General features: G+C 64.8%; 21 protein-coding genes. 12 read left to right on the top strand and 9 right to left on the bottom strand.

Annotation, left to right across the window (positions count from 1 at the left end; genetic code table 11):
• Positions 1-313: 313 nt before the first annotated feature.
• From ompR to AC24R4_RS25955, 6 genes are all read left to right on the top strand, one after another.
• Positions 314-1,036 (top strand): osmolarity response regulator transcription factor OmpR, encoded by a 723-nt coding sequence (gene ompR / locus AC24R4_RS25930; RefSeq protein WP_010810107.1) that lies wholly within the window; start codon positions 314-316, stop codon positions 1,034-1,036.
• A 23-nt stretch (positions 1,037-1,059) separates the two neighbouring features.
• Complete coding sequence (locus tag AC24R4_RS25935) at positions 1,060-2,409, top strand: ATP-binding protein (protein ID WP_249640879.1); 1,350 nt, start codon at positions 1,060-1,062, stop codon at positions 2,407-2,409.
• Positions 2,410-2,682: 273 nt separating this feature from the next.
• Entirely contained in the window at positions 2,683-3,975 is a 1,293-nt protein-coding gene (gene tcuC / locus AC24R4_RS25940) for an MFS transporter (RefSeq protein ID WP_400394492.1), read from the top strand.
• 320 nt (positions 3,976-4,295) lie between these two features.
• Positions 4,296-4,844: a peroxiredoxin gene (locus AC24R4_RS25945; protein ID WP_153948133.1), complete on the top strand. Its 549-nt coding sequence runs from the start codon at positions 4,296-4,298 to the stop codon at positions 4,842-4,844.
• Positions 4,845-4,965: 121 nt separating this feature from the next.
• A complete protein-coding gene (locus tag AC24R4_RS25950; protein ID WP_400397382.1) occupies positions 4,966-5,487 on the top strand; it encodes a carboxymuconolactone decarboxylase family protein in 522 nt (173 codons plus the stop codon).
• Between the two features lie 239 nt (positions 5,488-5,726).
• Complete coding sequence (locus tag AC24R4_RS25955; protein ID WP_400393110.1) at positions 5,727-6,308, top strand: GNAT family N-acetyltransferase; 582 nt, start codon at positions 5,727-5,729, stop codon at positions 6,306-6,308.
• 13 nt (positions 6,309-6,321) lie between these two features.
• On the opposite strand, the gene ispF is transcribed toward AC24R4_RS25955, so the two are convergent.
• Together ispF and ispD are read right to left on the bottom strand one after the other, a co-directional pair.
• Positions 6,322-6,828 (bottom strand): 2-C-methyl-D-erythritol 2,4-cyclodiphosphate synthase, encoded by a 507-nt coding sequence (gene ispF, locus AC24R4_RS25960; protein WP_029050619.1) that lies wholly within the window; start codon positions 6,826-6,828, stop codon positions 6,322-6,324.
• A 22-nt stretch (positions 6,829-6,850) separates the two neighbouring features.
• The gene (gene ispD / locus AC24R4_RS25965; protein ID WP_400393094.1) at positions 6,851-7,585 is read right to left on the bottom strand and encodes a 2-C-methyl-D-erythritol 4-phosphate cytidylyltransferase; all 735 of its coding nucleotides are present in this window, start codon (positions 7,583-7,585) and stop codon (positions 6,851-6,853) included.
• 188 nt (positions 7,586-7,773) lie between these two features.
• Here ispD and mfd point away from each other — a divergent pair, with 188 nt between their 5' ends.
• The 6 genes from mfd to AC24R4_RS25995 all read left to right on the top strand — a co-directional run bounded on the left by mfd (position 7,774) and on the right by AC24R4_RS25995 (position 15,933).
• Positions 7,774-11,226: a transcription-repair coupling factor gene (mfd, locus tag AC24R4_RS25970; protein ID WP_400393096.1), complete on the top strand. Its 3,453-nt coding sequence runs from the start codon at positions 7,774-7,776 to the stop codon at positions 11,224-11,226.
• Positions 11,227-11,281: 55 nt separating this feature from the next.
• The gene (gene argE, locus AC24R4_RS25975) at positions 11,282-12,493 is read left to right on the top strand and encodes an acetylornithine deacetylase (protein WP_400393098.1); all 1,212 of its coding nucleotides are present in this window, start codon (positions 11,282-11,284) and stop codon (positions 12,491-12,493) included.
• Between the two features lie 96 nt (positions 12,494-12,589).
• Positions 12,590-13,444 carry a phosphoserine phosphatase SerB gene (serB, locus tag AC24R4_RS25980; protein WP_400393100.1) on the top strand — a complete coding sequence of 285 codons (855 nt, stop codon included), beginning with the start codon at positions 12,590-12,592 and terminating at the stop codon, positions 13,442-13,444.
• A 278-nt stretch (positions 13,445-13,722) separates the two neighbouring features.
• A complete protein-coding gene (locus AC24R4_RS25985) occupies positions 13,723-13,983 on the top strand; it encodes a hypothetical protein (protein ID WP_400393102.1) in 261 nt (86 codons plus the stop codon).
• A complete protein-coding gene (locus AC24R4_RS25990) occupies positions 13,980-14,279 on the top strand; it encodes a hypothetical protein (RefSeq protein WP_400393104.1) in 300 nt (99 codons plus the stop codon). Before AC24R4_RS25985 ends, AC24R4_RS25990 begins: the two co-directional genes overlap by 4 nt.
• Before the next feature lie 22 nt (positions 14,280-14,301).
• A complete protein-coding gene (locus AC24R4_RS25995) occupies positions 14,302-15,933 on the top strand; it encodes a PepSY-associated TM helix domain-containing protein (RefSeq protein ID WP_400393106.1) in 1,632 nt (543 codons plus the stop codon).
• Positions 15,934-16,000: 67 nt separating this feature from the next.
• Here the strand turns inward: AC24R4_RS25995 and AC24R4_RS26000 are convergent, their stop codons facing one another.
• The 7 genes from AC24R4_RS26000 to AC24R4_RS26030 all read right to left on the bottom strand — a co-directional run bounded on the left by AC24R4_RS26000 (position 16,001) and on the right by AC24R4_RS26030 (position 23,586).
• On the bottom strand, positions 16,001-17,215 hold the full coding sequence (locus AC24R4_RS26000; protein WP_400393108.1) for a cystathionine beta-lyase: 1,215 nt from the start codon (positions 17,213-17,215) through the stop codon (positions 16,001-16,003).
• A gap of 82 nt (positions 17,216-17,297) precedes the next feature.
• On the bottom strand, positions 17,298-17,843 hold the full coding sequence (locus AC24R4_RS26005) for a hypothetical protein (protein ID WP_487523987.1): 546 nt from the start codon (positions 17,841-17,843) through the stop codon (positions 17,298-17,300).
• A gap of 109 nt (positions 17,844-17,952) precedes the next feature.
• Positions 17,953-19,137 carry a beta-ketothiolase BktB gene (bktB, locus tag AC24R4_RS26010; protein WP_153948123.1) on the bottom strand — a complete coding sequence of 395 codons (1,185 nt, stop codon included), beginning with the start codon at positions 19,135-19,137 and terminating at the stop codon, positions 17,953-17,955.
• A gap of 136 nt (positions 19,138-19,273) precedes the next feature.
• On the bottom strand, positions 19,274-20,647 hold the full coding sequence (gene rimO, locus AC24R4_RS26015; RefSeq protein ID WP_400396068.1) for a 30S ribosomal protein S12 methylthiotransferase RimO: 1,374 nt from the start codon (positions 20,645-20,647) through the stop codon (positions 19,274-19,276).
• Between the two features lie 174 nt (positions 20,648-20,821).
• Positions 20,822-21,595, bottom strand: coding sequence for a hypothetical protein (locus AC24R4_RS26020; protein WP_487523853.1), 774 nt, complete (start codon positions 21,593-21,595; stop codon positions 20,822-20,824).
• 272 nt (positions 21,596-21,867) lie between these two features.
• A complete protein-coding gene (gene phaR, locus AC24R4_RS26025) occupies positions 21,868-22,419 on the bottom strand; it encodes a polyhydroxyalkanoate synthesis repressor PhaR (RefSeq protein ID WP_153948120.1) in 552 nt (183 codons plus the stop codon).
• A gap of 426 nt (positions 22,420-22,845) precedes the next feature.
• Positions 22,846-23,586 (bottom strand): 3-ketoacyl-ACP reductase, encoded by a 741-nt coding sequence (locus AC24R4_RS26030; RefSeq protein ID WP_400394856.1) that lies wholly within the window; start codon positions 23,584-23,586, stop codon positions 22,846-22,848.
• Positions 23,587-23,595: the final 9 nt, after the last annotated feature.

Raw genomic sequence — 23,595 nt, forward strand, 5'->3', positions numbered from 1 at the left:
TTTGCCCGTGCCGGTTATGCTTCACTTTCATTGGATAATGGCGGTTTCGACCGTGGCTTCCGGATCGATCTTCAGGATCCCCGGGGGCAGCGCACCGGCATCGCCCCGACGACAGCAGGCGAATGCCAGTGTCACGGCCGGAACAGTACGATGCCCGTGGTGACCGTTCAGTTCCCAGGCGAAAAGCGTCCCTGGGAAAACGGTTTGCGGAGTGTAAATGCACAAAAGGTGCATGCCGCCATACCACGGGGTAAAGTATGTAACGTTTTGTTAAGCCATTTTGAGCGAAAGCGATAGTCGCTAAGATACCGCCATGGAAAATACCAGCCACAAGATTCTCGTCGTGGATGACGACCCGCGCCTGCGCGACCTGCTGCGCCGCTACCTTGGCGAACAGGGCTTCACGGTTCTCGTGGCGGAAAACGCCACGGCCATGAACAAGCTCTGGCTGCGCGAGCGTTTCGATCTGCTGGTGCTGGACCTGATGATGCCCGGCGAAGACGGGCTTTCCATCTGCCGCCGCCTGCGCGGCGCGAACGACCAGACCCCGATCATCATGCTCACCGCCAAGGGCGAGGACGTCGACCGCATCGTCGGCCTGGAAATGGGTGCCGACGATTATCTGCCCAAGCCTTTCAATCCGCGCGAGCTGATTGCGCGGATTCACGCCGTACTGCGTCGCAAGGGGCCCGCCGAAGTACCGGGCGCGCCGTCCGAAACGCCTGAAACGTTTGCGTTCGGCGATTTCGTGCTGAACCTGGCCACGCGTACGCTGACCAAGAACGACGAGGAAATCACGCTCACCACGGGCGAATTCTCGGTGCTCAAGGTTTTTGCCCGCCACCCGCGCCAGCCGCTGTCCCGCGAAAAGCTGATGGAAATGGCGCGCGGCCGCGAATACGAGGTGTTCGACCGCAGCCTGGACGTGCAGATTTCGCGTCTGCGCAAGCTCATCGAACCTGACCCGAGCAACCCGCGCTTCATCCAGACGGTCTGGGGCCTGGGTTACGTCTTCATCCCCGATGGCGTGAAGTAAGTCCGGTCGACCGCAGCCTCATCGTGGCGACCGCCCTCGGCCGTACCGCAACGCGGTTCTTTGGTTCGCTATTCTGGCGAACCTTCATGCTGATCGCCCTTTTGCTGGCGATCTCGCTGGGTATCTGGTTCCAGAGCTATCGGCTCTTCGAACGCGCGCCGCGCGCCCAGCAGATCGCCATGCAGGTGGTCAGCGTGGTCAAGCTTACCCGCGCAGCCCTGCTCTACTCGGACCCGGCCCGGCGCCGGTTCCTGCTGCTCGACCTCGTCCAGAACGAGGGCATCAAGGTCTATCCGCGCGAAAAGGACGACGACTTTGCCGCGCCCAAGGCCAACCCGTTCCTGACCCAGCTCGTCCAGCAGGAAATCCGCAGCCGCCTGGGCGAAGACACCGTGCTGGCCACCACGGTCAACGATATTCCGGGCGTGTGGGTCAGCTTCGAGATCGAAGGCGACGACTACTGGGTGGCGATCAGTCCCGAGCGTTTCGAACGCGTGCCCGGCATCCAGTGGCTCTGGTGGAGTATTGCCGCGCTGCTGCTGTCGATCATCGGTGCCGCCTTCATCACGGCGCGCGTGAACTACCCGCTCAAGCGCCTGGCCAATGCCGCGCGACTGATCGGCTCCGGGGGCGAAGCGCCGCCGCTGCGCGAACAGGGCGCCAGCGAAGTGGCGCAGGCCAACCGCAGTTTCAACCAGATGGTGCGCGACCTGCGCCAGCTCGACGACGACCGCGTGGTCATGCTGGCCGGTATCTCGCACGATCTGCGTACCCCGCTCACCCGTCTGCGGCTGGAAACCGAGATGTCGCCCGTGGACACCACCACGCGCGACGCCATGATTGCCGACATCGAACAGATGGATGCCATCATCGGCCAGTTCCTGAACTACGCCCGGCCGGGCCAGGAAGTGGTGGAGCCGGTGGACCTCTCCACGCTGGTGCAGGAATCCGTTGGCGTCTATGCCGCGCACGACGACGTGCGCGTGCATGTGCGGGCGAATGGCCCGGTCATGGCCGTGGCCAACCGCATGGAGATCCAGCGCATCCTGGACAACCTTGTCGAGAACGCGCGCCGCTATGCCAAGGACGAGGAATCTGGCATGGCCGAGGTGGAAATCTCCACGCGCGTGGAGGACAAGGAAGCCGTGCTGGTGGTGGCCGACAGCGGGCCCGGCGTCCCGAACGAGCAGCTGTCGCTGCTGACCCGGCCGTTCTACCGGCTCGACAGCGCGCGCAGCGAGGCCAAGGGCGCCGGGCTGGGCATGTCCATCGTCAACCGCATCCTGCAGCGCAACGGCGGCCGCCTGATCCTGGCCAACCGCCCCGCCCCGAAAACCGGGCTCGTGGTCAGCGCGCGATTCCGGCGCGCCTGACCCGCCGTTTTCCCCCTCCGCGCCCCACCTGCGTGCCCGCATGTCCCGCATGCGGCGCATTGACAGGTTTTCTTCAGCAATTGATATGGTTTTGAAAGGTTGCTGACAGGGGAATGACAGCGACATTGCGCACACTTCAGGCCATCGACAGGCCGATGCATACAACGGCATCCGAAGTCATGGCGCCGCCTGCCGCAGCACCCCTTTTCCGCCATGGCTGACAACACCGACAACATGCCGCACGACCCCACGTACGGCGACCGAGAGACAGCCATGTCAAGCTCCAGCTCCACCCCCCAGCACGGTTTCCGGACCGTGTTCCGCGTCGTCAGCGGAAACTTCCTCGAAATGTACGACTTCATGGTGTACGGCTTCTACGCCGCCGCCATCGCGCGTACGTTCTTCCCTGCCGGCGATGAGTTTGCATCGCTGATGCTGTCGCTGGCCACGTTCGGCGCCGGCTTCCTGATGCGACCGCTTGGCGCGATCGTGCTGGGTGCCTACATCGACCATCACGGCCGCCGCAAGGGCCTGATCATCACGCTGGCGCTGATGGCGCTGGGCACGCTGCTGATCGCGCTGGTGCCGGGCTATGCATCGATCGGCGTGGCCGCCCCGCTGCTGGTGTTGTTCGGGCGCCTGCTGCAGGGTTTCTCGGCCGGCGTGGAACTGGGCGGCGTGTCGGTGTACCTGTCCGAGATCGCCAAGCCCGGCCAGAAGGGCTTCTACGTGGCCTGGCAGTCGGCCAGCCAGCAGGTGGCCGTGATCTTCGCCGGCCTGCTCGGCGTGATCCTGCACGCCACGCTGGCGCCCGCGCAGATGGACAGCTGGGGCTGGCGCGTGCCGTTCCTGATCGGCTGCCTGATCGTGCCGTTCCTGTTCCTGATCCGCCGCTCGCTGGAAGAAACCGAGGAATTCCGCACGCGCAAGCATCGTCCGTCGATCAACGAGATCTACCGTTCGATGCTCGACAACTGGCGCATCATCGTCGCCGGCTGCCTGATGGTGGTGATGACCACGGTGTCGTTCTACATGATCACCGCGTACACGCCGACGTTCGGCAAGACCGTGCTCAAGCTCGACGACGTGGACAACCTGATCGTCACGATGTGCGTGGGCCTGTCGAACTTCATCTGGCTGCCGCTGATGGGCGCCCTGTCCGACCGTATCGGCCGCAAGCCGCTGCTGGTGTTCTTCACGATCGCCACGCTGGTCACCGCCTACCCCGCGGTGTCGTGGCTGGTGGCGGCGCCGTCGTTCGAGCGCCTGCTGTTGGTGGAACTGTGGCTGTCGTTCCTGTATGGCAGCTATAACGGCGCCATGGTCGTCACCTTGACCGAGGTCATGCCGCCCGCCGTGCGTACCGCCGGCTTCTCGCTGGCCTACAGCCTGGCCACGGCGCTGTTCGGCGGCTTCACGCCGGCGATCTCGACGTACCTGATCCACAGCACCGGCAACAAGGCAGCCCCCGGCCTGTGGCTGATGTTTGCCGCAGCTTGCGGCCTGGTGGCCACGCTGGTCATCTTCCGCGCCCGGCGCGAGCACGCGGCGCTGCACGCCGCCTGAGCCTCCGCCCGGCCTGCCGCACGCGTGGGGCCCGCGCCGCCTTCATGTGCCTGACACGTTCGCGTGGCAGGTATGTGATGGCGGCGCGCTTGCTTTCCGGACAGCCGTCACCATTTGGCACTCATGGCATACTTGTGGCGCATTTTGCGCAGCGCGAGACGCTGCCTATCGGCCTGTTTAAGAAAACCAATTGGCCTTGGTGCGCCCGAATGCGCATACTCGGAGCTTTCGTGCAAATACGATTGACATCCCCGGCTGCCGCGGGAACCGAATCGTAGATTGCAAGCCTCAATCTGTTCAACCGTATCTAGGAGAAGTCAATGAAGACCGTTGGTGACAAGCTCGAAGCCTTCAGCATCGTTGGTGTCAAGCCGGGTTTCAACAACCACGAAGAGAATGGCCAGTCGGCTTTCGAAGACATCACCGAAAAGTCGTTCGAAGGCAAGTGGAAGGTCATTTACTTCTACCCGAAGGACTTCACGTTCGTGTGCCCGACCGAAATCGTGGCATTTGCCAAGCTGAACAACGACTTCGCCGATCGTGACGCGATCGTGCTGGGCGGCTCGACCGACAACGAATTCGTGAAGCTGGCATGGCGCCGCGAACACAAGGATCTGAACAAGCTGAACCAGTGGCAATTCGCCGATGTGACCGGCTCGCTGGTCGACCAGCTGGGCGTGCGTGACAAGGCCGCCGGCGTGGCCCTGCGCGCGACGTTCATCGTCGATCCGGACAATGTGATCCAGCACGTTTCGGTGAACAACCTCAACGTCGGCCGCAACCCGGAAGAAGTCCTGCGTATTCTGGACGGTCTGCAAACGGACGAACTGTGCCCGTGCAACCGCGCTGTCGGCGGCGCCACGCTGTAATTGGCCCTGCCCGCCAGGCACCTTGCGTGACCCGGCACATCGCATGGAAGGGCCTGGCGCCCTTTCATGTCGAAACCCGCTATGTGCGGGTTTTTTGAGCCCTTGTCGATAGGAGAAATAAATGGAATTCCTCAGCACGATTAAGAATGCAATCCCCGATTACGCCAAGGACATCCGCCTGAATGTGGATGGCACCATCGCGCGTTCGTCGCTGGAAGGCAACGATGCAGTCGGGGTGGCGCTGGCGGCGGCCTTCGCGGCCAAGAGCAAGCTGATTGTCGACGTGATTCGCAACGCCAACGTGCTGTCTCCCGAGGAAGTCAACGCCGCGCAGACCGCCGCCGCGCTGATGGGCATGAACAACATCTGGTATCCGTACGTCGAGATGGCCGAAGATCCGGACCTGGCCAGCCAGCCTGCCGGCCTGCGCATGAACGCCTACGCTACCCATGGTGGTGTGGACAAGCGCCGCTTCGAGATGTACGCACTGGCCGCCTCGATCATCGGCAAGTGCCACTTCTGCGTGAAGTCGCACTACCAGTTGCTGAAGACCGAACAGGGCATGAGCGCCCAGCAATTGCGTGACGTCGGCCGCATCGCCGCCGTGATCGGCGCCGCCGCCAATGTGATCGTCGCGGAATAAGACGCCAGATCGCGACCGAAGCGCGCCAATCGGGCGTTCATCGCGGGCCGCGTCGCCCCCGACGTAACGCCAGGCACCCACGCGGGCGGGCACTGAAAGGTGTCCGCCCGTGTGCATGGATGCGCTTGCGCAATCGTCAATCGGGATATTGTCCGACATCGCTTACAGCCAATCGAACCGGTGCATTTGTGCATGGCGCGGCCTACAATCGACGAAAGGTCACGAACTTCGCTGTTGCCATGAGCACCTTGCCTTCACCCAATTCGCCACGCTTCCGCTTCCGGCTGGCCGCGGTCCATGACTGGGGCGATATCGCCGCGGTCACGCAGCAGGCCTACGGGCAATATGAGCTCGAAATCATGGAAGATTGCCGCGCGTCGTTCCAGCGCGGCATGAAGGCCGTGATGGCCGCCAAGGACAATCCCGACATGGAATGGTGGGTCGCCGAGACCGACCACGGCATCAGCGGTGCGGTGCTGTTCTGCCATCCGGGCGCCACGCTGACGGCGCTGGACGACTCCACGATCACGCTGACGCAGCCCGAAGCGCGGCTGCTGTCGGTCAGCCCGCAGGCGCGCGGGCTCGGGCTGGGCAAGCGGCTGATGCAGATCTGCATCCAGCGCGCCCGCGACATTGGCGCCCAGGCGCTGATCTGCCGCACCATGCCCGAAATGGATTCGGCCATCAAACTGTGCGAGCAGATGGGCTTCCAGAAGCGGACGGAAGCCGGATCGCGCCATGGGGCCATGGCGCGGCTGATCGATTACGTATATCCGATCACGGCCGAGGAACCGGCCGCGCCGTCGCCGCCCGCCCCCTGAGCCGGTCGCGCAATCAGTCCTGCACGTCGGCCGTGCGGCGGTAGATCAGCACCGCCGCCTGCGCGACGATGCCCTCTTCCTTGCCTTCGAAGCCGAGCTTCTCGTTGGTCTTGGCCTTCACGTTGCAATGCGTGACGGGCAGGCCCAGGTCTTCGGCCAGGTTGGCCACCATGCCGGCGATATGTGGCGCCAGCTTGGGCTTCTGCGCGATGACCGTGGCATCGACGTTGCCGATCTCGAACCCGGCGGCTCGCACGCGGCGCGCGGCCTCGCGCAACAGCACGCGGCTGTCGGCGCCCTTGAAGTCCGGATCGGTGTCCGGGAAATGGCGGCCGATGTCGCCCAGCGCAGCCGCGCCAAACAGCGCGTCGGTCACGGCGTGCAGCAGCGCATCGGCATCGGAGTGGCCCAGCAGGCCACGGTCGTGCGGAATATCGACGCCACCGAGAATCAGCTTGCGGCCCGGCACCAGGGCGTGCACGTCATAGCCCTGCCCTACGCGAAAATCGAACGGATTCAAAACGACTCCTTGCAAAAATGGGTCACGACGCCGGCTGGCCCGTGCGCAGCAGCACGTCGGCCAGCGCAAAGTCCTCGGGGTAGGTCACCTTGAAATTGCGCAGCGAACCGTTGACCAGCCGCGGATGCAGGCCCAGGCGCTCGATGGCGCTGGCTTCATCGGTGACCACGGCACCGGCGGCCATGGCGTCTTCCAGCGCATGGCGCAGTACGCCGATGCGGAACATCTGTGGTGTTTGCGCCTGCCACAGGCCCTCGCGTGGCACGGTGCCGCCGATGCGCGCGCCGGCATCGGCACGCTTCAGGGTGTCGGGCACCGGCACGGCCAGGATGCCGCCGATCGGCTCGCTGGCCGAATCGTCGGATTCCACCGCCCGCACCAGCGTATCGATCATCGCACTGGTCAGCCCGGGGCGCGCGGCGTCGTGGACCAGCACCCAGTCGGTATCGGTTGCACCCAGCGTGGCCAGGTGATGCAGGCCGGCCAGCACCGACGCATGGCGCGAATCGCCGCCCACGAATGCGGTGTCGAAGCGCAGCCCCGCAAAGGCCTGCGCGCCGAACCGTGACTCCAGCGGCATGTCGTCGGGCGCCAGCACCAGCGCCGTGGCGCTGATGGCTTCGCTGGCGGAAAACGCCGCCAGGGCGTACCAGAGCATCGGCCGGCCGGCCACGGTCTGGTATTGCTTCTGCACGGCGCCGCCGGCACGGCTGCCGGTACCGGCACAGGGAATCAGGGCGAATCGACGATCGGACACAGGTTTCTGAGGGCCTTGGAATATTTGGCACGGCCAGCGGGCCGGCCGGAGCGCATTCTATAATACGGCCCTCGCCCGCCGCCATGAATCCTGGCATGGTCCGGCTGGCATGACAGACAACCCCTGCCCGTGGCATGCCTTTCGCATGTGCCGGCGGGGTGTCGCCGTTTTTGCGCCCGATGCTGCCAATGCCTGACAACGCTACCGCATTTCCTTTCGCCACCCTGCCGCTGGTCAAGGCTGGCATGCGCCATACCCTGACCGGCCTGACCGGGTCCGCCGACGCCCTGGCAGTGGCCGCCTATGCACGCCAGCACCGCGCCAGCGTGCCGATGGTGGCCGTGGTCTGCGCCAATGCCATGGACGCGCAGCGGCTGGCCGAGGAAATCCCATGGTTCGCCCCCGAACTGCGCGTGCGGCTGCTGCCCGACTGGGAAACGCTGCCCTACGACAGCTTCTCGCCCCACCAGGACCTGGTGTCGGAACGCCTGGCCACGCTGCACGACATCCAGGGCGGCCAGTGCGACGTGATGATCGTCCCCGCATCGACCGCGCTCTACCGGCTGGCGCCGCCCTCGTTCCTGGCCGCCTACACATTCTTCTTCAAGCAGGGCGAAAAGCTCGACGAAGCCGCGCTCAAGGCGCAGTTCACGCTGGCCGGCTACGAGCACGTCAGTGCGGTCATGCGACCGGGCGAATACAGCGTGCGCGGCGGGCTGATCGACCTGTACCCGATGGGCTCGGCCCTGCCGTACCGGATCGACCTGTTCGGCGACGAGATCGAGACCATCCGCGCGTTCGATCCCGATTCGCAGCGCAGCCTGTATCCGGTCAAGGAAGTGCGCCTGCTGCCGGGCCGCGAGTTTCCGCTGGACGACGCCGCCCGCACCGCCTTCCGCGGCCGCTGGCGCGAGGTGTTCGAGGGCGATCCGACCAAATCCCCGATCTACAAGGACATCGGCAACGGCGTGCCGTCCGCGGGTATCGAGTACTACCTGCCGCTGTTCTTCGAGCAAAGCGCCACGCTGTTCGACTACCTGCCCGCCGGCACGCAACTGGCCTTCGCGGGCCAGGTCGATGAAGCCATCCGCCGCTTCTGGGCCGACACCACGCAGCGTTACACCTTCATGCGCCACGACCGCGAGCGCCCGCTGCTGCCGCCCGCGGACCTGTTCCTGTCCGAAGAGCAGTTCTTCATCGGGGCCAAGCCGCTGGCCCGGCTGGTACTGCAGCGCGAGGCCGTGGCAGCCGACGTGCCGGCGTTCTCGGCCAGCCTGCCCGATGTGTCGGTCAACCGCCGCGCCGAAGATCCGCTGGTCAACCTGGAAGCCCTGCTGCTGAACAAGGCCACGCGCGTGCTGATGTGCGCCGACTCGGCGGGACGCCGCGAAACGCTGATGCAGCTGTTTGCCGAAAGCGGCCTGCGTCCGATGGTGGTCGAGGACTTTGCGGCCTTCCTGGCCGGCGATTCGCATTTCTCGATCGTGGTGGCGCCCCTGCAGAGCGGCTTTGCCCTGCCCGCCGCGCCCTTCGCGTTCGTCACCGAGAACGAACTGTATGCCGGCACCGCGCGCCGCACGGGGCGCCGCAAGCAGGAGCAGGCCAGCACCGTCGATTCGATGGTGCGCGACCTGGCCGAGCTCAAGATCGGCGACCCGGTGGTGCACAGCGAGCACGGCATCGGCCGCTATCAGGGACTGGTCACGCTGGACATGGGCCAGGGCGACGAGGAATTCCTGCATCTGGACTACGACAAGGCCAGCAAGCTGTACGTGCCCGTGCACCAGTTGCACGTGATCTCGCGCTATTCGGGCGCCGATCCGGACACCGCCCCGCTGCACTCGCTGGGCACCGGCCAGTGGGACAAGGCCAAGCGCCGCGCCGCGCAGCAGATCCGCGACACGGCCGCCGAACTGCTGAACCTGTACGCACGCCGTGCGCTGCGCCAGGGCTTTGCCTTCCCGCTGCAGCCCAAGGACTACGAGGCCTTCGCCGAGAGCTTCGGCTTCGAGGAAACGCCCGACCAGGCCGCCGCCATTTCGGCCGTGATCGCCGACATGACGTCGGGCAAGCCGATGGACCGCCTGGTCTGCGGCGACGTGGGCTTCGGCAAGACCGAGGTGGCGCTGCGGGCCGCGTTCGTGGCCGTGCTGGGCGGCAAGCAGGTGGCCATGCTGGCGCCGACCACGCTGCTGGCCGAGCAGCACTTCCAGACCCTGTCCGACCGCTTTGCCGAGTGGCCGGTGCGCATCGTGGAGCTGTCGCGCTTCAAGACCAAAAAGGAAGTGGACGCCGCGATCAAGCAGATCAACGACGGCACGGTCGACATCGTCATCGGCACCCACAAGCTGCTGTCCGACGAGGTGAAGTTCCAGCGCCTGGGGCTGGTCATCATCGACGAGGAACACCGCTTTGGCGTGCGCCAGAAGGAGGCGCTGAAGACGCTGCGCGCCGAGGTGGACGTGCTGACGCTGACCGCCACGCCGATCCCGCGTACGCTGGGCATGGCGCTGGAAGGCCTGCGCGACTTCTCGGTCATCGCCACCGCGCCGCAGAAGCGGCTGGCCATCAAGACTTTCGTGCGCCGCGAGGAAGACGGCGTGATCCGCGAAGCCATCCTGCGCGAGCTCAAACGCGGCGGCCAAGTCTACTTCCTGCACAACGAAGTCGAGACGATCGAGAACAAGCGCGCGAGGCTGGCCGAACTGGTGCCCGAGGCCCGCATCGCCGTGGCGCACGGGCAGATGCACGAGCGCGAGCTGGAACGCGTGATGCGCGATTTTGTGGCCCGCCGCGACAATATCCTGCTCTGCACGACGATCATCGAAACCGGCATCGACGTGCCCACGGCCAACACGATCCTGATCCATCGCGCCGACCGCTTTGGCCTGGCCCAGTTGCACCAGCTGCGCGGCCGCGTGGGCCGCAGCCACCACCAGGCCTATGCCTACCTGCTGGTGCATGACGTGGACGGGCTGACCAAGCAGGCGCAGCGCCGGCTGGAAGCCATCCAGCAGATGGAGGAACTGGGCGCGGGCTTCTACCTGGCCATGCACGACCTGGAAATCCGCGGCGCCGGCGAAGTGCTTGGCGACAAGCAGTCGGGCGAGATCCACGAAATCGGCTTCCAGCTTTACACCGACATGCTCAACGCGGCCGTGAAGTCGCTCAAGGCCGGCAAGGAGCCCGACCTGATGGCGCCGCTGGCGGCCACCACCGAGATCAACCTCGGCACGCCTGCGCTGCTGCCGAACGACTACTGTGCCGACGTGCACGAGCGCCTGTCGCTCTACAAGCGGCTGGCCAACTGTGAAACCGGCGAGCGCGTGGACGACATCCAGGAAGAGCTGATCGACCGCTTCGGCCGCCTGCCCGCCCAGGCGCAGGCACTGATCGAAACGCACCGGCTGCGCATTGCCGCCGCGCCGCTGGGCGTGCGCAAGATCGACGCCGGCGAGGCCACGGTGAGCATGCAGTTCGTGCCGAATCCCCCGATCGACGCCATCCGGATCATCGACCTCGTGCAAAAGAACAAGCACATCAAGCTGGCCGGGCAGGACAAGCTGCGCATCGAGGCCAAGATGCCCGACGTGGGCGCTCGGGCGCAGACCATCAAGCACACCCTGCGCCAACTGGCCTGACCGCGCCGACAGGTGTAGGATCACATCCTTGACGAATCAACTGTTTGACCATCCCATGCAAGCTGCCGCCGACACCCGCAATGCCCACGCCGAAGCCCCGCCACGCGGCAGCGCGCTGGACTGGACCCAGCGCCTGGTGTCGTTCGACACCACGTCGCGCCATTCGAACCTGGGGCTGATCGAATCCGTGCGCGACCACTTCCTGGCAAAGGGACTGCGTCCGCATCTGAGCTACAACCCGCAGGGCGACAAGGCCAACCTGTTCGTGACGATTCCGGCCGCGAACGGCGCCACCGACGGCGGCATCGTGCTGTCCGGCCACACCGACGTGGTCCCCGTGGACGGCCAGAGCTGGACCACCGACCCGTTCAAGCCGGTGATTCGCGACGGCAAGCTCTACGGCCGGGGCACGTGCGACATGAAGGGCTTCATCGGCACCAGCCTGGCGCTGCTGCCCACCATCCTCGACGCCAGGCTGCGCGAGCCGGTGCATTACGCGCTGTCGTTCGACGAGGAAATCGGCTGCATGGGCGCGCCATACCTGCTGGCCGAACTGCGCGACCGCGGCGTGACGCCGGCGGGCTGCATCGTCGGCGAGCCGACCAGCATGCGCGTGATCGTGGCGCACAAGGGCATCAACGCCTATCGCTGCTGCGTGAAGGGCCAGGCGGCCCATTCGTCGCTGACGCCCAAGGGCGTCAACGCCATCGAATACGCGGCGCGCCTGATCTGCTACATCCGCGACATAGCCGACGAGTTCAAGGCCAACGGCCCGTACGACCAGGCCTTCGACGTCCCATTCACCACGGCGTCCACCGGCACCATCCACGGCGGCATCGCGCTGAACACGATCCCGGCCGAATGCGAGTTCGTGTTCGAGTTCCGCAACCTGCCGGGCGTGGACCCGGAAGCGATCCTGGCGCGCATCCAGCAGTACGTGAACGACGTGCTGGTGCCGAAGATGCGCGCCGAGCACGTGGACGCGGGCATGGCCATCAGCAAGATCGCCGCGGCCCCGTCGCTGGACGCCGCCGAATCCGATGCGATCACGCAACTTGTGCGTGCACTGACCGCCGACCGCGACACGAACAAGGTGGCCTACGGCACCGAGGCCGGCCTGTTCCAGCGTGCCGGCATTCCGGCCGTCGTGTGCGGCCCCGGCGATATCCAGCAAGCCCACAAGCCCGACGAATTCGTGGCGCTGGACCAACTGGCCGCCTGCGAGGCGTTCCTGCACAAGGTGGTGGACAGCCTGCGCGTGGCCTGATCGGGACCGCCCAAGGCGCGATCGGGGAGCGGGAGCGCAGTACAATACGGCCCTTCTTCCTGTCGCCCTCCCGCATCGCCCGGATTTCCTGCCGTCATGCCCCTGATTCTCCAAAGCCTGTCCCCGCTGTCCGCCGCTGACCTCGACGCCGTGCGCACGGTGGCCAATGCCTCCGATCTCGCGCTGCGCGCCGACAACGTGGCCGCCGCCGACCACTGCAATCCGCTGACCCCGGCGCTGCGCGATGCCCTGGACGACGTGTGCGGCGAACGTGCCATCGACTGGGCCGTGGTGCCGGCGGGCCGCAAGCTGTCGGATTTCCGGCTGGTGGCGATGGACATGGACTCCACGCTGATCACGATCGAGTGCATCGACGAGATCGCCGACTTCTGCGGACTCAAGGCCGAGGTATCGGCCATCACCGAGGCCGCCATGCGCGGCGAAATCACCGATTTCAACGAAAGCCTGCGCCGCCGCGTGGCCCTGCTGAAGGGCCTGGACGCCAGCGTGCTCGACCGCGTGTACGCCGAACGCCTGCGGCTGTCGCCGGGCGCCGAGCGCATGCTGCAGACGATCCAGGCGCTCGGCATGAAGACACTGCTGGTGTCGGGCGGATTCGTGCACTTCACCGACCAGCTCAAGCCGCGCCTGAAGCTAGATTTCACGCGCGCCAATACCCTGGAAATCGTCGACGGCAAGCTGACCGGCAATGTGGTGGGCGAAATCGTCAATGCCGACGTCAAGGCACGCACGGTGCGGGAAGTCTGCGAGCAGATCGGCGCCGATCCGTCGCAGGCCATCGTCATGGGCGACGGGTCCAACGACCTCAAGATGATGGCCGTAGCGGGCCTGTCGGTGGCCTTCCGGGCCAAACCCGTGGTGCGGGCGCAAGCCAGCGTCGCGTTCAATCATGTCGGCCTGGACGGCTTGCTGAACCTGTTCCCGCACTAAGCGATTCGCCTCCAGGCACCCGTTCGTGGTGCCTGATGCTGCCCTCGGAATCCCGGGGGCGTCTTGCGCACATTTTCGTGCGACTGTCACATTACATTTGCGTTATTCGCTTTTCGGCCACAGCTGTACCGAGGGGTCCGCAAACGCCGTGATTGCCTTGTGAAATCAAATGCGAATCATTATTATTATTCCTTTCCCGTAACACCGTCCCCTCGGTCGCCCGACGCATGCAAGCGTTAGCCGTTTTCCTATCCTTGGCCGCCGCCGCGTGCCTCTATTTGTCCGCGCCCAATCAGGTGCTGTGCGTGGACGCCGACAACAACGGCCGCGCGCCGCTACCGCCCCGGCTGCTGCGCTGGCTGGGCGTCGCGCTTGTCATCGGCGGCGCCTGGGTCATGAGCATTCCCGAAGGCTGGCCCGTGGCGATTGCCGCGACGCTGGTCACGCTGACCTGCGCCCTGTCCGCATGGCCCTTCATCGGCACCTGGATTCACCACAAACGCTACGACGACATGCCCGGCGAAGGGAGTGCGCCATGATGGGAACCAAGTGGCTCGCCGGAACCCTGCTGGGCCTGCCGTTGGCCGTCGCGCTGTGCACACTTGGCGTGCTGTGGCTGCCGGGCGGCTGGGAAAGCGGCATCGTGCTGGCCATCACGCTGAGCTTCGTGCTGTGGGTGACCATCATCAGCCTGAGCCTGCTGTTCCAGACCAGCCGCGCCGCCTGGCTGTGGCTGCTTGGCGGCAACCTGGTGTGCTACGGCATCCTGTGGGCGGTCCGCCTGATGCACGCGATGCCGCCGGCATCGACACTGTCTGCCCTGTCTGGGCACTGATCCGGGCCATCGAGGCATTCGCATGAAACCCAATACCCTGCGCGTTTTCAATACGCTCCACACCTGGGTCGGCCTGATGGCCGGCTGGGCGCTGTTCATCGCCTTCTTCGCGGGCGCGATCACCGTCTTCCACCACGAATTGCACGTCTGGCAGAACCCGGCGCGCCTGGAGGGCCATCACGGCACCGAAGTCCAGGTGGACGGGCCTGCCATCGACGCCTTCGTGCAGAAGCTGGTGGCGGTGCATCCGGACGCGGCCAACAGCGTCTACGTCGGCCTGCCCAGCAAGGAAGAACCGGACTTCAATGCGTACTGGCAGGACAAGGCCGGTGAATGGCACACGATGAACGGCGAGCGCCTGAACGGCGACAAGACGGCGCAGCACAACACGTCGCTCGACCACGTGACGGGCGAGCTGTCGGCGTTCTTGAACGCGCTGCACTATTCGCTCGGGCTGGGCATCAATGGCATGTACTTCATGGGGATCGTCTCCGTGCTGTACGGTCTGGCGCTCGTTTCGGGCGTGATCCTGCACCTGCCCCGCCTGAAGAAAGACCTGTTCGCGGTGCGGCCGGGGCGTAATCTGAAGCGATTCTGGATGGACACGCACAATGTGCTGGGCCTGTTCAGCCTGCCCTTCCACCTGATCTTTGCCATCACCGGCGCGTTTTTCTGCCTGTCGCTGATCATGGTCATGGTCTTCAACACGCTGACGTTCGACGGCAAGCTGTTCGAAGCAGTGCCGCGCGTCACGGGTGCGGCCCCCGAAGTCACGGCCTCGGGCCGCGCATCCCCGACGATGAGTTCGGCCCAGCTGCTGGCCATTGCCCGCGAACACGGCGGCGAGCGATTCACGCCCAATGCTATCCGCTTCCAGCGTTATGGCGATGCCAACGCCGTGGCCGAAGTACGAGGCGACAGCACGCGCGCGCTCGGCAACGGCGGCGCGGTAGGCATCCACGCGGCGGCCAATGAGCCGAATGCGGGCCAGTTGATTGCCAACCAGACGGCTGGCGCCCGCGACACGAACCACATGATCTACAGCGCCATGTTTGCGCTCCACTACGGCACATATGGCGACCTGGCCGTGCGGCTGGTTTATCTCGTCGCCGGGCTGGCCGGCGCGTTTCTGTTCTATTCCGGCAACCTGCTGTGGATCGAGACACGCCGCAAGTCCCGGCAGACCGAACAGCCTCGTGTCCACAAGCTGCTGGCCCAGGCCACCGTTGGCGTCTGCATCGGCACCTGCATCGGGGTGGCGCTGTGCTTCCCCGCTGCCCTGCTGTGGCCGGACCGCACCGTGAGCTATGTATTCTGGCCCGTGTTCGCGCTGGCTGCGGCGTGGGCGCTGGCCAGGCCGCCCATTCGCGCCGCCGTGGAACTACTGTGCGTGGCCGCGCTGGCAACCCTCGCCGTGCCGCTGTCGAGCTGGATCCTGACCGGGGATCACCTGTTTGCCGCCGCGCTCCATGGCCGCTGGGTCATCGCCGGCTTCGATATTGGCGCCATTGCCATGGCCGCCGGATACCTCGCACTGGCCCGTGTGACCTGGCGCCGCGCGCAGAACGGCCCCGCCGAATCGGTGTGGGCAACACGCGGCACTGCGGCCCAGCCGGCGCCGCAAGCCACGATGCGCAAGGCCGACGCCTCCTGATTGACTGGCCAGCAAACAGAAAGCCCCGCTTCGGCGGGGCATTTTTACTGCTACGGGGCGCCGGCGGCTAGCGCAGGCAGCTTTCCATCGCCTGCTTCAGATCGCCAATCAGGTCGCGCGTGTCTTCCAGGCCAATGTACAGGCGTACAAGCTCCCCGGCGTTCGTCCAGCCTTCCGGCGGCCAGGTGCCCGCCGGCCGCATCGTGTCGATGTGGTACGGCACCGCCAGGCTATGCGCGCCGCCCCAGGACCAACCGATCGCATAGAGCTTCAGGGCCTCGACGAACGCATCCACCTGCTCGCGCGAAAAGCGGTCATGCAGGATGATCGAAAACAGTCCGCTGGCCCCGGAAAAATCTCGCAACCATTCCGCATGGCCAGGGCAATCGGGCAAGGCCGGATGCAATACGCGGGTTACCTCCGGACGCTGCTTGAGCCATTCGGCAACTTCACGTGCCGCACGGTCGTGCGCCGCCAGGCGTACCGGCATGCTGGCCAGCCCGCGCAGGACCAGGAAGCAATCGTCCGCCGACACGCCCCAGCCCATGATCATGCGGGTACGCTTGAGGCGGTCATGCACCTTGTCGTCCTGCGTGATGACGGCACCCATCAGGACATCACTGCCCCCGGACTGGTATTTCGTCAGCGCCTGCACCGAGATATCGATGCCCTTTTCGAAGGGCTTGAAATAGACGCCGGCCGACCACGTATTGTCGATGGCGGTCAGCACGCCACGCGCCCGCGCGACCGAGGCAATGGCGTCGGTGTCGGGCACCTCCATCGTCACGGAGCCCGGTGCTTCCATCCAGATCAGCCGCGTATTGGGCTGGATCAGCGAAGCGATGCCGGCGCCAATCGACGGATGGTAGTAGCGCACCGTCACGCCGAATTCGCGGGCCAGCCACTCGCCGTGGTCGCGGTTCGGGCCATAGACGTTGTCGGGCACGAGCACATCGTCGCCGGTCCGCAGCAAGGCAAAATACACCAGCGAGATGGCGCCCATGCCCGAGGGCAGCAGCAATGTGTGCCGGCCACCTTCAATCTGCGCCAGTTGCTGGCACAGTGCCTCGCTGGTGGGCGTGGCATGCAGGCCGTAGCGCCAGTACGTCTTGCTGCGATCGCCATAGGCGCGCAGTTCGGCAAGATTGCGGAAGACGATCGTCGAGCCGCGGTACGTTGGCGTGGAAAAGGAATCGAAACCTGGCGCGATATCCAGTTCAGGCTGGACCGCGGTGGTCTGGATATAGCGGGGGGCGTTGCGGGAAGAGTCAGATGCAGACACGGCGTATTCCCTGGAATTTCGGATCAGGCGTCCGAGCTTACCAGCAAATGCCGCGCTCGCCACGTGATGTGGCGCCGACCCGTTAGCGGGACTTGCCGGTCGAGATCGTTGACTTGGGGGCCGGCGGCGCATAGGTGACGCCACTGCCCGGATTCGTGTCAAACGGCGGAATCACCAGATATCCGCAAAACGGGCGAATAAAAAAAGGCAAGACGATCGCCGGATTGTAGGCATCGGTCCATGTGCCACGCACCGCGCCGTTCCGGTCGATCTGACCCTCCCAGTTGCCGGACACACGCGTGCCGTCGTCCGACTCCTCCATCAGGAATGCGCCGTTGTCCCATTCTCCGGACAGCAATCGCACGCCCTTCCCATCGCCAATCTGGTACTCGCCCTGCAGGCTGTCTCGTGTGTCGGTCTTCGGCGCGATCCGCATGCGCACTGGCTTGTCGCCCACCGTGCCGACGTAAGTCGGATAGTGCGCGTACTCCTGGCGGGGCGACAGCATGCGAACCGTTCCGGTTGACAACGACGCCCCGCGGGCGGCTTCCCCAGCGCGGATGGCGTCGTTGATGCCGAAGCCGCCGCCCTGCCCGGTTCCCGTCGACAACTCGTCAGCGGCAGCCATGGCCGTTGCCGGCAGCGACAGCGTCGCGGCAACGATTATCGAATGCAGCAGACCGGACAGAACGGTACGGGACAAGACGGCTTCCTCGGCAATCGCACGCAAAGTGACGTTAAATGCGCTCGAAGATCGCGGCAATGCCCTGTCCGCCGCCGATGCACATGGTCACCAGCGCGTAGCGACCCTGCACGCGTTGCAGTTCATGCACTGCCTTCACGGTAATCAGGGCGCCCGTGGCACCAATCGGATGGCCCAGCGAAATGCCCGACCCGTTCGGATTGACCTTGGCCGGATCCAGCCCCAACGCCTTGGTCACGGCGCAGGCCTGCGCGGCGAACGCTTCATTGGCCTCGATCACGTCCAGATCCTTGACCGACAGGCCGGCACGTTCGAGCGCAATTTTGGTAGCCGGCACGGGGCCGATCCCCATCGTCTTGGGATCGACGCCGGCATGGCCGTAGGAGACCAGACGCGCCAGCGGCTTCAGCCCGCGGCGCTCCGCTTCCGCCCGCTCCATCAGCACCACTGCCGCGGCGGCGTCATTGAGACCCGAGGCATTGCCAGCCGTCACCGTGCCGTTCTCCTTGACGAAAACCGGCTTCAGCTTCGTCATGTCTTCCATGGTGGCTTCGTGGCGCACATGCTCGTCGGTATCGAAAACGACATCGCCCTTGCGCGACTTCAACGTAACCGGAACGATCTGGTCCTTGAAGTGGCCAGCCTTGATGGCGGCCGACGCCCGGCGGTGCGATTCCAGCGCGGCTTCGTCCTGCTGCTGGCGGGAAATGTCGTATTCCTTGGCGACATTCTCGGCCGTCACACCCATGTGAATCGTGTGGAACGGGTCGTGCAGCGCGCCCAGCATCATATCGACGAGCTTGGCGTCGCCCATGCGCGCGCCCCAGCGGGCCATCGGCGCCAGATACGGGGCGCGGCTCATGCTTTCGGCACCGCCGCCAATGGCCACATCGGCGTCGCCCAGCAGGATCGTCTGGGCGGCGCTGACAATCGCCTGCAGGCCCGAACCGCACAGGCGGTTCACGGTCAGCGCGGGCGCGTTGATGGAAACACCACCGTTCACGGCCGCCACGCGTCCCAGGTACATGTCTTTCGGTTCAGTCTGGATCACATTGCCGAATACGACGTGACCCACGTCGTCGCCTGACACATTGGCGCGGGCCAGCGCCTCGCGCACCACCAGCGCACCCAGTTCGGTCGGGGCCAGGTCCTTCAGGCTGCCGCCAAAGGTACCAATTGCGGTGCGCACACCGCTGACAACCACCACTTCACGCGTCATGTCTTGTCTCCATGCGTTATGTTGCGGTGCACAGTATAGTCGCCGCCACGCAAAAGCGAACGACCGTACTTTTACCTAATTGTCTGGACAGGCACACTTTGGTCTGCCAGTCCGGTCCCCAAAAGCCAATACCGGGTCAGGCGATTTCACCCCAGAGATCATGACCATCGGCACCGGTGATCTTGACGTTCACAAAGTCTCCGGTCTTGAAACGCTGCGACGGCTTGGCGGCCGGGTCGATATAGACCAGACCGTCGATTTCCGGCGCATCGGCGGACGACCGGCCAATGCCGCCGTCCTGGTTCACTTCGTCGACGAGTACCCGCAGCGTCTGTCCCACCTTGCGCTGGAGCCTGCGTGCCGACACGGCCTCGGCAACTTCCATGAACCGCGCACGGCGCTCTTCCCGCACCTCGTCGGGCAGCGCGCCCGGCAGGTCGTTGGCGGTTGCACCTTCGACCGGCGAATAGGCGAAGCAACCCACGCGGTCCAGCTCGGCTTCGGCAATGAAGTCGAGCAGCGTCTGGAATTCGGCCTCCGTTTCGCCCGGAAAACCGGCGATAAACGTGCTGCGGATCGTCAGCTCGGGGCAGATTTCGCGCCATGCACGGATGCGGTCCAGGGTCTTTTCGGCGTTGGCCGGACGCTTCATGCGCTTGAGCACATCCGGATGCGCGTGCTGAAGCGGCACATCGAGGTACGGCAGCACATTGCCCAGGTTCATCAGCGGAATGATTTCGTCCACATGCGGATACGGATAGACATAGTGCAGCCGCACCCAGGCGCCATACTGGCTGGCCAGTTCGCCCAGGGCCGCCACCAGTTCGGTCATGCGCGTCTTCAATGGCCGGCCCGCCCAGAAGCCCGTGCGGTACTTGACGTCCACGCCGTAGGCGCTGGTGTCCTGCGAGATCACCAGCAGCTCCTTGACGCCGGCCTTGAACAGGTTTTCGGCTTCCAGCATCACTTCGGCCACCGGGCGCGAAACCAGGTCGCCCCGCATCGACGGGATGATGCAGAACGAGCACCGATGGTTGCAGCCTTCCGAAATCTTCAGATAGGCATAGTGCTTGGGGGTCAGCTTGATGCCCGCGGCCGGCACCAGATCTGTAAACGGATCGTGCGGCTTCGGCAGATGCGTATGCACGGCCTGCATCACTTCGCCCAGCGCATGCGGCCCCGTGACCGCCAGCACCTTCGGGTGCACCGACGACACGATATCGTGTCCCGCCGCGTCCTTCTTGGCGCCCAGGCAGCCGGTCACGATGACCTTGCCGTTTTCGGTCAGCGCCTCGCCAATGGCGTCCAGGCTTTCCTGCACGGCCTCGTCGATGAATCCGCAGGTGTTGACCACCACCAGATCGGCACCGTCGTAGGTGCCGCTGATGGCATAGCCTTCGGCGCGCAGTTGCGTAATGATCTGCTCGGAGTCGACCAGGGCCTTGGGGCAGCCAAGTGAAACAAAGCCGACTTTCGGCGCAGGGTTGGACAGATTGGTATCAGACGACATGGGGCACCGCGAATGTGGGGATCTGGGCGCGCCCTACCGTCCCCGGTGGTGCGCCGCGCTGGTCTAGTGGCACCCGGCGAGCCTGCCGGGCGCCGTCATTGCCATGAAAGGCCGAGATTTTACCCCGAGCGGGCGGGATTGGCGCACGGGGGGACCAAATGGGCGGAAAGCACGCTACGACAGGCCCGCCAGACCTCCGACGCGTTCGATGATCGGCTTCCAGCCCACTGCCAGGCCCAGCACGATGCCGCCGCCTGAGGCCACCCAGAAGACCTTGTTGAGACGGTCTTTCAGGGCGGAGATCTTCTCGTTACCGGCCTGGATGCGATCTCCAAGGTTGACTTCCAGCTTGTCCACCCGTGCATCAGATTTGTCGAACCTGTCGTCCATCCTGTCGAACCGGGCATCCATCCTGTCGAACCGTTCGTCCATCTTGTCCATCCGGCCGTCCATCTTGTCCATCCGGGCATCCATCTGGTCGAACCGCGCGTCCATCTGGTCGAATCTGGCGTCGATGGCATCGAACTTGGCGTCTACGATTTCGAATTTCGCGTCGATGGCGTCAAACCTGGCGTCCATCCGGCTGAAGCGTGCTTCGGAACGGGCGTCGATTTCCTGCAGCACCCTGGCGATCAGCGACTCGCCCCTTTTCTCCGACGCCGCCAGAGCCTGGGTCATGCGGGCTTCCGATTCGCGAATCCGGTCCGTCAGGCGCGCCTCGGCTTCAACGATCTGTCCGCCGAGACGGGTTTCGGTGGCGCCGACCAGGGCCTGCGTCGCATCGATTCGCTCCTCGATCCGCGGCTGGGCCGCCGACAGCGCGCCAACCTCGTGCTGAATGTGGGCCATCTGGCCGTACAGACCGAGTGCAAACTCCAGGACATTCGTGAATTGCGGCGCTTCGACAGGATCGGGCTCAAGGCCCCAGGTAGCGGCTTGGCTGGACATGGACGTGCCTCCAGTTCGGGCCCGATGGCGGCGCGCCCCGTGTGCGTTGGCGCGCGGGATGCCATCGTGCAGCGAAAGAAATTGGGATCAGCGGGTACCCGTTGCTCAGGGTTCGACCGATTGCACCACAGAAGACCTGCCGTGGACATCGCCCTCCGGGGAGTGCAACACCAATGTGGCAATTCGCCAGACATTCGCAACATCTCGTCGCCGCCGCACAACGAAAAAGGCCCTGCACATGCAGGGCCTGATCGGCGCGGGCGGAAGGCCGCTTACTTCTTGTCAGACTGGTTGAACGGGAACGTGCCGAACATGCTCTTGGCCTGGTTCTGCATCTGTTCCTGCATCTGTACGAACAGGTTCTTGCTCTGCTCGATATAGTTGCTCATCATCCCCTGCATCATCGGGCCTTGCAGGTTCATGAACTGCGACCACATGTCCGGGCTGAACGCCTCGCCCGAATACAGGCCCTTCGAGTTCTCGGCAAGCTTGTTCTGGATGTCGATGAAGGCCTGGATGTTCTTTTCCAGGTAGGTGCCCATCATGCCCTGCATGGCATGGCCGTAGAAACGAATGATCTGCGACAGCATGGCGCTCGAAAACATCGGCACGCCGCCCGTTTCTTCTTCCAGGATGATCTGCAGCAGGATACTGCGCGTGAGTTCCTCGCCCGTCTTTGCGTCGACGACCTTGAATTCCTCGGTATCCATGACCAGCTGCTTGACGTCCGCGAGCGTGATGTAGGTGCTGGTCTGCGTATCGTAGAGCCGGCGATTGGGATATTTCTTGATCAGTCGCTCTGCGCCTTTCTTGGTCGTGGCCATCGGTGCTCTATCCTTTTGTCGTCGCTGATGCCGGCGGTTGGCATCCGCTGCTGCGCCTGGTCGCACGCTGCTGCACCGCATGCGGTGCAGTGCGCAATGGACGCGTCGTCCCGGGCGGGATCGACGCCGCAGGCGCGCAAGATACAACCGGACCAGACCCGTGAGAAACGCTCTTCTTTGGTGCCGGTTGCGCCATTGCCCTGATTCTATGCTCAAGAAAGCACTATGGAAAGTCGGCAGTGTTTAAGGAAAACCCGCAGCAAACCCCCGCCGTATACCCAAAAGGCCTGAAAAAAAGGCCGCCCGCGCGCCGGATGGCATGCGGGCGGCCTGTTCCCGGAGCCGATCGGTTGGCCCGGAATATCCGCTTGTGCAGTGCGCTGGATGCGCCGCATCAACGCGACGCTCCAACGCAGGCCGCTGGCGTCAGCCCATGTGCAGGCCGCCGTTCAGCGAGAAGTCGGCACCGGTCGAAAAACCGGACTCTTCCGATGCCAGCCAGGCACAGATCGAAGCAATCTCAGCCGGCTCGCCCAGGCGCTTGACCGGGATCGTGCCGACGATCTTGTCCAGCACGTCCTGACGGATGGACTTGACCATGTCGGTGGCGATATAGCCCGGCGACACCGTGTTCACCGTCACGCCCTTGGTGGCCATTTCCTGCGCCAGCGCCATCGTGAAGCCGTGCAGGCCTGCCTTCGCCGTCGAGTAGTTCGTCTGGCCGAACTGGCCTTTCTGGCCGTTCACCGACGAAATATTGATGATCCGGCCCCAGCCACGGTCGGCCATGCCGTCGATCACCTGCTTGGTCACGTTGAACAGCGACGTCAGGTTGGTGTCGATCACGGCGTCCCAGTCGGCCCGCGTCATCTTCCGGAAGACCACGTCGCGCGTGATGCCGGCGTTGTTGACCAGCACATCCACTTCGCCCACTTCTGCCTTGACCTTGTCGAAGGCCGTCTTGGTCGAGTCCCAGTCGGCCACGTTGCCTTCGGACGCCACGAACTCGTAGCCGAGCGCGCGCTGTTGTTCGAGCCATTTCTCGCGGCGCGGCGAGTTCGGGCCGCAGCCCGCCACCACCTTGAATCCGTCCTTGGCCAGACGCTGGCAAATCGCGGTTCCGATGCCACCCATGCCGCCGGTCACATATGCAATGCGCTGAGTCATATCCACTCC

The organism is Cupriavidus sp. CER-90 (assembly GCF_057652055.1).